The organism is Pseudomonas sp. GL_135, assembly GCF_057834665.1.
Window position 1 is genome coordinate 2,456,706 of record NZ_CM174408.1, and the last position, 11,551, is coordinate 2,468,256.

Annotated in this window: 11 protein-coding genes; 4 read left to right on the plus strand and 7 right to left on the minus strand. The window is 61.5% G+C overall.

Features of this window, described 5'->3' with window-relative positions; genetic code table 11:
- Positions 1 to 921: 921 nt before the first annotated feature.
- Positions 922 to 2,037 carry a DUF2817 domain-containing protein gene (locus AC3ISG_RS10920; RefSeq protein WP_489299246.1) on the plus strand — a complete coding sequence of 372 codons (1,116 nt, stop codon included), beginning with the start codon at positions 922 to 924 and terminating at the stop codon, positions 2,035 to 2,037.
- Between the two features lie 174 nt (positions 2,038 to 2,211).
- Here the strand turns inward: AC3ISG_RS10920 and AC3ISG_RS10925 are convergent, their stop codons facing one another.
- The gene (locus AC3ISG_RS10925) at positions 2,212 to 3,054 is read right to left on the minus strand and encodes an NAD-dependent protein deacetylase (RefSeq protein WP_272635064.1); all 843 of its coding nucleotides are present in this window, start codon (positions 3,052 to 3,054) and stop codon (positions 2,212 to 2,214) included.
- 233 nt (positions 3,055 to 3,287) lie between these two features.
- A complete protein-coding gene (locus AC3ISG_RS10930; protein WP_420793083.1) occupies positions 3,288 to 4,112 on the minus strand; it encodes an HDOD domain-containing protein in 825 nt (274 codons plus the stop codon).
- A 280-nt stretch (positions 4,113 to 4,392) separates the two neighbouring features.
- Between AC3ISG_RS10930 and AC3ISG_RS10935 the strand changes: the two genes are divergently transcribed.
- The gene (locus AC3ISG_RS10935; protein WP_122625417.1) at positions 4,393 to 5,412 is read left to right on the plus strand and encodes a branched-chain amino acid aminotransferase; all 1,020 of its coding nucleotides are present in this window, start codon (positions 4,393 to 4,395) and stop codon (positions 5,410 to 5,412) included.
- 229 nt (positions 5,413 to 5,641) lie between these two features.
- Entirely contained in the window at positions 5,642 to 6,883 is a 1,242-nt protein-coding gene (locus AC3ISG_RS10940) for a serine hydrolase domain-containing protein (protein WP_489299247.1), read from the plus strand.
- 232 nt (positions 6,884 to 7,115) lie between these two features.
- Here AC3ISG_RS10940 and AC3ISG_RS10945 read toward each other — a convergent pair whose 3' ends face one another.
- The 5 genes from AC3ISG_RS10945 to AC3ISG_RS10965 all read right to left on the minus strand — a co-directional run bounded on the left by AC3ISG_RS10945 (position 7,116) and on the right by AC3ISG_RS10965 (position 10,898).
- Entirely contained in the window at positions 7,116 to 8,042 is a 927-nt protein-coding gene (locus AC3ISG_RS10945; RefSeq protein ID WP_122625415.1) for a LysR family transcriptional regulator, read from the minus strand.
- A gap of 48 nt (positions 8,043 to 8,090) precedes the next feature.
- Complete coding sequence (locus AC3ISG_RS10950) at positions 8,091 to 9,020, minus strand: AEC family transporter (RefSeq protein WP_489299248.1); 930 nt, start codon at positions 9,018 to 9,020, stop codon at positions 8,091 to 8,093.
- A gap of 173 nt (positions 9,021 to 9,193) precedes the next feature.
- Positions 9,194 to 9,514 (minus strand): RcnB family protein, encoded by a 321-nt coding sequence (locus AC3ISG_RS10955; protein ID WP_122625413.1) that lies wholly within the window; start codon positions 9,512 to 9,514, stop codon positions 9,194 to 9,196.
- 82 nt (positions 9,515 to 9,596) lie between these two features.
- Positions 9,597 to 9,905, minus strand: coding sequence for an RcnB family protein (locus AC3ISG_RS10960; protein ID WP_205483121.1), 309 nt, complete (start codon positions 9,903 to 9,905; stop codon positions 9,597 to 9,599).
- 111 nt (positions 9,906 to 10,016) lie between these two features.
- Positions 10,017 to 10,898: an SDR family oxidoreductase gene (locus tag AC3ISG_RS10965; protein WP_489299249.1), complete on the minus strand. Its 882-nt coding sequence runs from the start codon at positions 10,896 to 10,898 to the stop codon at positions 10,017 to 10,019.
- Positions 10,899 to 10,982: 84 nt separating this feature from the next.
- On the opposite strand from AC3ISG_RS10965, the gene AC3ISG_RS10970 reads away from it, so the two are divergent.
- Complete coding sequence (locus AC3ISG_RS10970) at positions 10,983 to 11,396, plus strand: winged helix-turn-helix transcriptional regulator (protein WP_489299250.1); 414 nt, start codon at positions 10,983 to 10,985, stop codon at positions 11,394 to 11,396.
- Positions 11,397 to 11,551: the final 155 nt, after the last annotated feature.

Here is an 11,551-nt window from a genome sequence, read left to right on the forward strand (position 1 = left end):
TTTCTGGCTTGTACAGGGACGATGTCGCATTCCTGTAACTTTTTAGCGAATTTCGTCAGAGGTGGGCCTGTTCGCTCTATGGAAGCAGGGCAAGTTGCCGAACCATGGGGCGAACCTATCCACACAGGTCCACCGCGGGTTTGCAAGGTGACCTGTTCCGATTGAATCAGAAGTGCGTTGCACCAAACTTGAGTAAGTGGGTGCAAGTTGGTGCGTGAGTGCTTAGGTGGTCATTGTGGTAAGTCCTGAAAGTGTGACTTGTCAGTCATAGGGTGAAGGGTTGTTAACAATGGCGCACACTTTCTGAAAATGATCACTGATCCTTTAAGTGTGTGTGGATCAACAGCGATCCCTCCTGCTCGTTATTTAAAACGTTATTTGCGCGGGCGCATCTGTGCCGAAAAAGGACAATAAAAAGTGGCGACCGGATCGCTATAAAAGCGACAGCCATTGAAACGAAAAAAATATCGGGCACTGCAGCAAATTAATGCTGGGTTTCAGCCGGAACGCTGAAGGGAGATGGGACGGACGGCAGGCTCGCTGACAGATGGGGGCAGCGGAAAAGGCAAGGTGCGGCGTTGGCGTGTGGGGTATGAAGGGCGCATGTCTGGCACGAATCGAATTCCTTATCGACGGACGCCAGACTTCTGGTCGACGTCCTGCACTGTTTCGGACGGGGTAGTGTCCGGTTCCTGCACACGGGTGCGGGGTTCGCACCGTTCGGCAGCGTCGACTCCCGGCAGCCTGGGCTGGACGCGAGGCATTTCGTGGTACTGACGTTCCACTCGAGAATTACTAGAAAGAAGTGTGCCAAAACGTGTCCGGTTGTAACATTTCTGACGCAGTGTCTTTTCTTCGTGGCGTTCGGCCTGTCTGGTACGGGCCTGGACGCGCGGTGTCACCCCCCTATGGAGCGCATTCATGAGCCACCTTTTTCCTGATCGTCCGGGTTATCGCCAGCTTCGCGAGCGCTTCATTGCAGCAGCGGCCTCTGCGGGTGCGCGGTTGAGCGAATATGTCCATCCGCTGGCCGGGCCTTTTGGCGAGACGCTGGCCACGGACGTCGCCTGGCTCGGCGATCCGCAGGCGCGGCGGGTGTTGGTGGCGTTGAGCGGCACCCACGGCGTCGAGGGCTATTACGGTTCCGATTGCCAGAGCCGCTGGCTGGAAGATTTTGATCCGCGCGCGCTGCCCGAGGGCGTGGCGATCCTGATGATTCACCTGATCAACCCCTGGGGCACGGCGTGGATGCGCCGGGTCAATGAGGACAACCTCGATCAGAACCGCAACTACCTGGACTTCAGCCGGCCGCTGCCGGACAACCGCGCCTATACCGACGTCCACGGGATTTACGCGTGCGAGCAGTTGCGCGGGCCAAAGCGCGATCAGGCTGATGCGTTGTTTCAGGCAGCGATCGACGCGCGGGGTTGGGCAGGGTTGATGTCGGTGGTGGAGGCGGGGCAGTACGCATTCCCCGATGGGTTGTTTTTCGGCGGCAGCGGGCCGAGCTGGTCCAATCGCACGCTGCGCAGCATCGTCGGGGAGTACTTGCAGGATGCCGAGGTGGTGACCTGCTTTGACCTGCACACCGGCGCGGGGGATTACGGTCATCCGATGCTGATGAGCATCGTCGAGTCAGCCTACCCCGCGCTGGAGGACGCCAGGGCGTTGTTCGGGCCCTGGTTGTTTACGCTGATCACCGGCGCCAATCGGGTCAGCGCAACCGGTGTCGCGGCGACCTCCACCGGATACACCTCGCAGATGCTCCTCGACGCGCTTCCGGGCGTGCACTTAATGCCGTTTGTCATCGAGTGCGGCACGTACCGGGGGGCGGCGGTGCATGGGCATTTGCGTGATGATCACTGGCTGCACCTGCACGGCGATCCGCTGGACGAGACGGGGCGGCGGATCAAGCAAGGGCTGCTGGAGCAGTTCTATCCGGTGGACCCGGACTGGCAGGAGGTGGCGTGGGTCAGGACGCGGCAGGTCTGGAACAGGGCGTTGGCGGCGTTGCCGGGGATTCGTGCAATCAGATGAGGGATCGGGCAAGGTGGGAGCGGACTTGCTCACGATATAGGGTGGGCCATCCGCCAGATCTTCAGCGACTGAAATGCCTTCTTCGTGAGCAAGCTCACTCCCACATGGACGAGGTTTGCCGCGCGACAGGGCAGGGTCAGGAAGGCGGAGATCTCCCACCTGTCATTGCTTCCGTTAACCCACCAGCAGCCGCTGCGCCAAGGCCGGCAACAACACCTCGCATGAGGCTTCGATCTTGAGATCAAGCAGATCATCGGCCCGAGTTTTCCCCAGATTGATGGCGATCAGCGGTTTGCCCTGATCTTTGATCGTGCGGCACAGGCGAAACGCCGAGAACGCCATCAGCGACGACCCCACCACCAGCAGGCCCTGAGCGTCTTCCACGCGCTGCATGGCCTTGGCTGCAGTGGGTGGCGCCACGTTCTCACCGAAAAACACCACGTCAGGTTTCATGCGTTCACCGCCGCAGTGGGGGCAATGGGGCACCTGGAAGCGTTCCTCAAAGGCCGGGTCCAGCAGGGTATCGCCATCGGGCGCCTGTACCGCATCGACGCCCGCCAGGTAAGGGTTTTGCTCGACCAGGGTCAGCTGAATGATGTCGCGCTCTGTGCGCTGGCGGCAATCCAGGCACAGCACCCAATGCAGGCTGCCGTGCAATTCCACCACGTCATGACTGCCGGCCTGATCGTGCAAGGTGTCGACGTTTTGGGTGATGACGCCGCTGATGAGGTCATGCTGCTGCAAGCGCGCAATCGCTTCGTGGGCCGCGTTGGGTTGCGCGACGCGAACCCGTGGCCAGCCCAGCATCGCCCTTGCCCAGTAACGACGCCTGGCCTCGGGCGCATTGAGGAATTCCTGAAACATCATGGGCTGCCGACCCCGACGCACGCCCTCGCTGTCGCGGTAATCCGGAATCCCGGAAGACGTGCTGATCCCGGCGCCGGTCAGCACGACGAAGGAGCGGTCTTGCATCCAGTGCAGCAGGGTGTCGACATGGGTATCGGGTACATCAGGCATGCACAGGTCCTCAATCGCGGCTGTGCGCCGATACTAGTAGGACCGGCTTCAGCCGGGAAGGGGCCTGATTGAGCACCATCGGTTTTGCAGTGTGAGGCCTGACGCTTTCCCGGCTGAAGCCAGTCCTGCAGCTTGACCGCGTTGTGTCAGTCGGACCGCGGTCAATGTGTGGGACCGGCTTCAGCCGGGAAGAAGCCGGTGTAAGCACTATCAATCTCCAACCCGGACCCTGACTAGCTCAACAACTCCGCAAACGCCTTGTCATCCTCAAGCACCTTCGGCAGCGCCGCGAACACCGCATCCAGGTCTACACCCTCCAGCAGCGGGCCATCCACTTCCTGCTTCGCCTGCGCGGTGGCGCCGCCGTGATTTTCCAGCGCAGCGGAAATGGTCAATGCCTGGGCAACAATCCGTGGCTGGGTCGCGTCCCCCGGTGCCTGCATGGGCCGCGCCTGATAGGCGATGGCGTTCTGGATGACCGCCGGCAATCCCCATCGGCGGGCCAGTTCGGCGCCGACTTCCGGGTAACCAAAACCCAACTGCAACGTTTCAATCGCCGCACGCCCGGTCGTACCGGTCTTGGTCACGCTGTTGATGCGCTCGGCAACGGCGGGCGCACCGGTCTGGATCAACAACTCGCCGATGTCGTGCATGACCCCGCAAGTGAAGGCGATTTCCCCATCGGCGCCGGACTGTTTCGCCAGCAAACGGCAGATCCCTGCCACCTGAAAGCTCTTCAGCCAGAAACCCTTCAAATCAAAACTGGGTCCTGCCTTGAAAGCGCCGGTCACCGCCGACGCCAGCACCAGTGTGCGCAGGGTATTGAAGCCCAGGCGCATGGCCGCATCCTCAATGCTCGACGATTCCCGCGCCCCGCGAAAGCGCGCTGAGTTGGCCAGCCGCAGGATTTTCGCCGCGATCACCGGGTCCTTTTCGATATTGCCGGCGATACTGCCCAAGTCCGACGACGGGCTGTCGAACTGTTTGATCAGGTCCTGGGCCACCTTGGGAATGCTGGGAAGACTGCTCAAATCGGCAAACAACTGATCGATACCCATGGGTGCTGCTCCTGTCTCGGACGATTTACACACCATAGGCAACATTGGCGAAACTGCACGGGTCCGCCAGCGGTTTTGCTACAGACGGCACAAACACCAACGCTTGAATCGGGCCCCGGCGGATCTTTTTCAGCTCATCTGCCGGCGAGGCGGTTTGCGCGGGGAAAAATCAGTAATATGGCGACACACCGGAACGGGTCGCGTCCTGCTCCGGGCCTTATCGATGAAACGCCAGACGCCGGAAACTCCCGGCCGCGCTGGCCTGGACATAGAGGGTGTCATGGGTAACGAAAGCATTAACTGGGACAAGCTCGGCTTCGACTACATCAAGACCGACAAACGCTACCTGGCTCACTGGCGCGATGGCGCGTGGGACCAAGGCACCCTGACCGAAGACAACGTGCTGCACATCAGCGAAGGCTCCACCGCGCTGCATTACGGCCAGCAATGCTTCGAAGGCCTCAAGGCCTATCGCGCCAAAGACGGCTCGATCAACTTGTTCCGCCCCGACCAGAACGCCGCGCGCATGCAGCGCAGTTGCAGCCGCCTGCTGATGCCCCATGTGCCGACCGAGCAGTTCATCGAAGCGTGCAAGCAAGTGGTCCGCGCCAACGAGCGTTTCATCCCGCCATACGGCACCGGCGGGGCGTTGTACCTGCGTCCGTTCGTGATCGGTGTCGGCGACAACATCGGCGTGCGCGCTGCGCCCGAGTTCATCTTCTCGGTGTTCTGCATCCCGGTGGGCCCGTACTTCAAGGGTGGCATGAAACCGCACAACTTCGTCATCTCCAGCTATGACCGCGCCGCGCCACAAGGCACCGGCGCTGCGAAAGTCGGCGGTAACTACGCAGCCAGCATGATGCCGGGCGCCGAAGCCAAGAAGGCCAACTTCGCCGATGCCATCTACCTCGATCCGTTGACCCACACCAAGATCGAAGAAGTCGGCTCGGCCAACTTTTTCGGCATTACCCACGACGATCAGTTCATCACGCCGAAATCCCCCTCCGTGCTGCCGGGCATCACCCGCCTGTCGCTGATAGAACTGGCGCAAAGCCGTCTGGGCCTGAAGGTCACCGAAGGTGAGGTGTTCATCGACAAGCTCGACCTGTTCAAGGAAGCGGGCGCCTGTGGCACTGCGGCGGTGATCACCCCGATCGGCGGCATCAGCTACAAAGACAAACTGCACGTGTTCCACAGCGAAACCGACGTCGGTCCCGTGACCCAGCGCCTGTACAAAGAGCTGACGGGCATTCAGTCCGGCGACATCGAAGGCCCGGCGGGCTGGATCGTCAAGGTCTGATCCGACGCGTTCTGCAAGCCTGAAAACCACCGCTTTCGTGCGGTGGTTTTTTTTCGCCCTCGCTTCGCTCACGTACGTCATCGCAGATGTCAGGGTATGAAATCAGTGAACTGATCGCCCGGTGCAACGCCGGTGGGTGGGCTATGGTTGGAACGGGCGCGTGCTTTCAGTAGCACCGGCTTTAGTCGGGAATTCAGCGTCCTTTACCGACGACAAAAAAGGATACGTCATGCACTCACCCGTCTTTCGTCCTGCCGCCTTCAGCCGGCCGCTGGCCCTGTCCCTCGGTTTGCTGGCCGCCGTGTCCGTGTCCACCGTGTGGGCCGACGACTATCTCCACGCCCAGGAGCCCATCGGCACGGTCGAGCAGATCTACGACGGCGCCATGCTCCCGGACCTGGCGGTCAGCACCTATCGCAATATCGGCCGGCTGTTTCCCACCCACACCATCCAGGCGGGCGATCATCCCTATGCACTGCCGAAGTCGGACCGACAACTGCCCAACGTGCGCTTCACCGTCGAGGGCAAAAAGTACGACCTGTACGACTTCGTGGCGCTGGACAGCATTACCGCGATGCTGGTGATCAAGGACGGCAAGATCGTCTTCGAAACGTATCAGCGCGGCAACACCGAGAAAACCCGCTGGATGTCGATGTCGATGGCCAAATCCATTACCTCGACACTGACCGCTGCGGCGATCAAGGACGGCTTGATCAAAGGCCTCGACGCCCAGGTGGTCGATTACGTGCCGGCCCTCAAAGGCAGCGCCTATGAAGGGGTGACCGTGCGCAACGTGCTGATGATGTCATCGGGGGTGAAGTGGAACGAAACCTACACCGATCCGGCGTCGGACCGCAGGGCCTTGCTCAAGGCGCAGATTTCCCAGCAGCCTCACTCGGCCATGACGCTGATGGCGAGCCTGCCGCGCGCTGCCGAGCCCGGTACGGTGAACAACTACAGCACCGGCGAAACCCAGGTCCTCGGCGAGATTGTGCGAGGCGCGGTGAAGATGCCGCTGGCCGAGTACCTGTCGAAGAAAATCTGGCAGCCGTTCGGCATGGAAAGCGACGCGACGTGGTGGCTGGACTCCCCTGACGGCGTGGAGATCGGCGGCAGCGGGATCAGCGCCACGCTGCGGGATTACGGGCGCTTCGGGCTGTTCTTCATGAACGACGGCAAGATCAACGGCACCTCGATTCTGCCGGACGGCTGGGTCAGTGAAGCGACGCGGCCGACCACCCTCAAGGGCGGCAAGAGCCTGGATTACGGCTACATGTGGTGGACCGCCTGGACCGCGCCGTCGGTGAAGGATGGCGCCTATTCGGCGGTCGGCATTCAGGGCCAGAACATCTACGTCAACCCGGCCAATAAAGTCGTGATCGTCACCTTCGGCGCGCAACCCAAACCGGTGGACAAAGAGCCCATCGACCCGATGGCGTTCTTCGATGCGGTGGTCGCGGCGTTGAAGTGATCAGGAAGACGGTGGGGGCTTTTGTGGGACCGGCTTTAGCCGGGAAGAGGCCTGTGGAAGCGACATCATTTTTGCGGAGTTTTCGCCGACGCCTTCCCGGCTAAAGCCAGTCCTACTCATGCGTTCACTCACCCTCTTGCTGAATGCACGCGATCCCTCGTGGGACCGGCTTTAGCCGGGAAGGCGTCGGATCATGCGCTGTCAATTTCACGATGTGACAGCTGGTGCTCTGCTAACGCCGGTCCCGTGATCCCTTCGGCTCAACCCCATATTCCGCGAGCAGTGCCTCCATCCAGTCCATGAACACCCGGCACCGCTGGGGGAGGTGCCGGCGATGGGCGTACAACAGCGACACCGGCATCGCCGTCGGCCGGTACTCGGGAAGGATTTCGATCAGGTCACCGCGCTGCTGCTGGTAAGGGGCAGCCAGGCGCGGAATCTGGATGATACCCAGGCCGCCGACACACGCCGCTTCATAGGCTTCGATGTTGTTCACCGTCACGCTGCAGGGCATCGACACGTGAAAATCCTTGCCCTCGCGGCAATATTCGAACAGCGCGTCGGCGGCGCCAAATGCCGGCGCATAGTTGACCAGCCGGTGCTGCTGCAGCTCTTCCAGATTCCGCGGAATGCCGAACCGGTCGGCGTACCCCTGGCTCACGCAGTTGATCATCCGAAACAGGCCAACGCTGCGCGCGACCAGCGGCGTGTCTGGCAACGCGCCGATGCGCAGCACGCAATCAAAGCCCTCGCGGACCAGATCGACGCGCCGGTCCGTGCTGCTGATTTCAAGTTCGATCAGCGGGTGCCGCTCAAGAAAATCACCCAGCCGTGGCAGCACCAGACGTCGCGCGATGGCGGTAGGCATGTCCACCCGCAGCCGCCCGCTGAGCGCCGAGCTGTCCTGCCGGAACAAGCCTTCGAGCTCGTCCATCTGGCCGAGCAGATCCTTGCTGCGCTCATACAGCGCCTGCCCGTCGGGCGTCACTTGCACCTTGCGTGTGGTGCGCAACAGCAGACGCGCGCCGAGCAGTTCTTCGAGGCTGCGCACGTGCTCCGACACCGTGGAGCGCGGCAAGCCCAAGGCATCACCCGCGTGGGTGAAGCTCGACAGCTCGGCGACCCTGACGAAGGTTTTCAGCAAATCCAGCTTGTTCATTGCGACGCACCCACCTCTATGCCCGAGCTTTTGCCCGACGCCAGCCCGTCAACCGTTGATGTAGTAAATGCACAGCGACAGCGTCACCAGCGAGCCCAGCGTCGAGATCAGGATCGTGCTCGACACCACCGACGCTTCGCGCTTGTAATACTCGGCCAGCATGAACGGCCCGGTGCCGGTGGGGAGGGCGCTCAGCAGCAGCGCCGAGTTGGCCCACAGCGGCGGCAGGTGGAACACGCGAAATGCCAGAAACCAAGTCAACAGCGGGTGGGCAATCAGCTTGATCAGCACCAGCAGCGTCGTGCCCTCACGGGGGCCTTGCTGTTTCTGGGCGAGAAACAGGCCAAGGGAAATCAGCGCGCAGGGCGTCGTCGCGGCACCCAGCAGGGTCAGGAATTTGTCCAGCGCACCCGGTAAGGCCACGCCGGTCGATGCCCAGCAGGCGCCGAGAATAGGCGACACCACCAACGGGTTTTTTGCCAGCGCCAGCAGCACCTTGAGCACGATGCGGTGAACCCGGGCCTCGCTTTGCAGGCCGATTTCGATGCACACCAGGGCGATGCCGAACACCACGCAGACCACCAGCAGGGACGCGATGAGCGCAGGTTCCAGGCCGTCCTGGCCCAGCACCATGACGCACAACGGAATACCGATGTAGCCCGTGTTGGCGTAGGAAGCGCTGAGGGCATCGATGCTGGCATCGGCAAAATGACCCGCCTTTCTGCGCCGCAGCAGCAAGGTAATGACGAACATCGCCATGGTCGAAAGGGTAAAGGTCAGCACAAAGCCCGGGTGCCAGATCTGTTCCCAGGTGGCGCGTGCCGTGGCGGTGAACAGCAGCGCTGGCAAACACAGCCAGACCACCATTCGATTGATTTCAGAGGCGGCGGTCGGTCCGAGGCGGTTGGTACGGCGACAGAGGTAACCCACCAGAATAAGGGCGAAAATGGGCAGCAAGACATTCAAGACGGAAGACATCGAACCCGGGCCTATGGCGCAACAAACGAGAGCGGCAGAGTAGAGGGCGCGATCGTTAGGCTGCAACCTTTCTTGTCAGCGCAAAAACGAAGGAAGGGGGCGGGCATTTGCATGGCGAGGCTGACACAGCGATGCCCGACGGGCGTCGGGCACGGTGACGGGCATAGCGGTAATTACTTTTTCAGGGGTTTGAGGTTGCCCGGCGCGATGTCGAGGACCTTGCCGTCTTCCATGTTAATCAGCGCGTATTTATCGCTGATCAGCACCCATTGCGTACCTTCCTTTGGCGCGTGCAGGCCCTTGCCCTCCCAATCTTTGACGCCGACACGCTCGTCTTTGTACAGGTCATGGGTGGTGTCGCCGACCTTGTACTGCACATTGGTGTGTTCCGCCTGCACGCTCTTGGTCGCAGGGGTTTGCGCCATGGCAGCGGCGCTGGCCCCACCCAGACAAGTGACCACGGCCACACTGGCCATCAGTTTTTTCATGTTCATGGGAATTCCTCTGGTCGTTCTTATACGTTCTTGGCGTTGGCGCGCGCCACGCAAACCCGGCGCGCTGGGTCAGTGCCCCGGCTTATTTTTCAACCGGAACAATCTTGGTGATCTGGCCGTTGGTGGTCTGCACTTCGACGTACTTGTCGTTGATGCGCACCCACTGACTCATCTTGGCCGGTTCTTCCAGACCCTTGGTTTTCCAGTCCTTGATGGCCGCTGCCGGGCGCTGAAATTCCTGCGGTGAACGGCTGCCGACTTCCAGCTCCCGCATGTTGTCCCTGGAAGGTTGAATGGTCGGCTCCGTGGCGTCGGCGGCTTGCACCGTGAAACTCGCAACGGAAATGCATCCCAGAATCGCCAGACTGGCAATGAGCGATTTGCTGTTCATTCGAAACTCCTTGGCCAGCGCGTGATGCGCTGTCACTAGTTCCGACCGTGCAGGGCGAAAATCATTCACTGCCCGTGCTGGCGCGCCGCCCGCCTGCGGTTGCGGTTGCTGTTACGGGACGGGGGTGGCAGCGAGGTTACCGGGTAGCGCTTCAGCAATGCTGCTGGCCAGCGGCGTGGTGGGCCGGCCAATCAGACGGCTTAACTGCCGACTGCTGTCGAACAGCGCACCTTTGGCGGCGGCGGTATCAGAGTTGGCGAGTAACTCGGCGACGAATTCCGGAAGCCCCGCCTGCAGCAACGCACCCTTGTAATCGGCTTCTGGAAGATCGGTGTAGATAACGGGCTTGCCGGATTGCTCCGCGATCTGAGCGGCGAATTCCTTCAGCGTGTAGGACTCGTCGCCGGCCAGTTCGTACACCTTGCCCGCCTGATCCTCAGCCGCTGTCAGCACAACGGCTGCCGCCCGTGCGTAGTCGGCCCGCGCGGCAGAGCTGATTCGGCCTTCACCCGCGCTGCCAAAGTGCGCGCCGTTCGCCACGGCGTGGGTCACGCCGGCGGTGTAGTTTTCGTGGTACCAGCCATTGCGCAGCACCACCGCCGGAACGCCGGATTGCGCCAGCGCCGCCTCGGTTTGCCTGTGTTCTTCGGCCAGCCCCAGCGCGGAGGTGTCGGCGTGGAGCACGCTGGTGTAAGCCAGCAGTTTCACCCCGGCGCGCTTGGCCGCGTCGATCACCGCCTGATGCTGAGTGACACGCTGGCCCACTTCACTGGACGAGATCAGCAGGACCTTCTCGGCACCTTCGAAGGCGCGGTCCAGCGTGGCGGGCTGTGAATAATCGGCCTGGCGGACCTGCACGCCCTTGGCGGCAAGATCGGCCACTTTCGCCGGATCTCGGACGGCCGCAACCAGACGCGAGGCGGGTACGGTTTCGAGCAATTGAGCGATGACGAGGCGGCCTAGCTGACCTGATGCACCGGTGATGACGATCATGATGAGTCCCGAACGAGATTGAATGAGCCTCCAGCATAATCACCATGCTAACCTTTCGTAAGTACGCACAAAAAGGTAAGCGTGATGAACAAGATGACTTCTCCCTCTGCAGGCAGCGTTTCCTTGCTGGAGCGCATCCGTACCGGTGAGGTGTTGGCCAGGGATTGCCCGTCGCGGGAGATCCTCAATCATGTGTGCAGCCGCTGGGGCGTGCTGGTGCTGGTGGTGTTGCTGGACGGCATGCACCGGTTCAGCGAACTGCGGCGCAAGATCGGCGGTGTTAGCGAGAAGATGCTTTCGCAGACGCTGCAAAGTCTGGAACAGGACGGGTTTGTCGACCGCAAGGCACTGCCCGTGGTGCCGCCCCACGTCGAATACCGCCTGACGCCGATGGGCGAGGAGGTGGCGTTGCAAATGGACGGGCTGACGACCTGGATCGAGGAAAATCTGCCGCGCATTCTGGCCGCGCGTGAGGGTAGGGCAGCGGTGGTGGAGTGATCGGGTAGGGTGGGTTAGGGCCTTGGTGTTGTAGTGCCATTATGCGCAAGAAGTTGCGCAGTTGATCGTTGAAGTTTGCGTGGTTAATACGTTTGAGGCCACGTTGTCCGTGGCCTGCAGACGAGTGCGCAAGAAGTTGCGCAGGGGTGCGCAAC

Excerpts from the sequence above, each read along its gene's own strand:
- AC3ISG_RS10945 (WP_122625415.1), bottom strand. The coding sequence starts at position 8,042 with ATGAACAAGCTGGATTTGCTGAAAACCTTCGTCAGGGTCGCCGAGCTG.
- AC3ISG_RS10935 (WP_122625417.1), top strand. The coding sequence starts at position 4,393 with ATGGGTAACGAAAGCATTAACTGGGACAAGCTCGGCTTCGACTACATC.
- AC3ISG_RS10970 (WP_489299250.1), top strand. The coding sequence starts at position 10,983 with ATGAACAAGATGACTTCTCCCTCTGCAGGCAGCGTTTCCTTGCTGGAG.
- AC3ISG_RS10940 (WP_489299247.1), top strand. The coding sequence starts at position 5,642 with ATGCACTCACCCGTCTTTCGTCCTGCCGCCTTCAGCCGGCCGCTGGCC.
- AC3ISG_RS10925 (WP_272635064.1), bottom strand. The coding sequence starts at position 3,054 with ATGCCTGATGTACCCGATACCCATGTCGACACCCTGCTGCACTGGATG.
- AC3ISG_RS10965 (WP_489299249.1), bottom strand. The coding sequence starts at position 10,898 with ATGATCGTCATCACCGGTGCATCAGGTCAGCTAGGCCGCCTCGTCATC.
- AC3ISG_RS10930 (WP_420793083.1), bottom strand. The coding sequence starts at position 4,112 with ATGGGTATCGATCAGTTGTTTGCCGATTTGAGCAGTCTTCCCAGCATT.
- AC3ISG_RS10960 (WP_205483121.1), bottom strand. The coding sequence starts at position 9,905 with ATGAACAGCAAATCGCTCATTGCCAGTCTGGCGATTCTGGGATGCATT.
- AC3ISG_RS10955 (WP_122625413.1), bottom strand. The coding sequence starts at position 9,514 with ATGAACATGAAAAAACTGATGGCCAGTGTGGCCGTGGTCACTTGTCTG.
- AC3ISG_RS10950 (WP_489299248.1), bottom strand. The coding sequence starts at position 9,020 with ATGTCTTCCGTCTTGAATGTCTTGCTGCCCATTTTCGCCCTTATTCTG.
- AC3ISG_RS10920 (WP_489299246.1), top strand. The coding sequence starts at position 922 with ATGAGCCACCTTTTTCCTGATCGTCCGGGTTATCGCCAGCTTCGCGAG.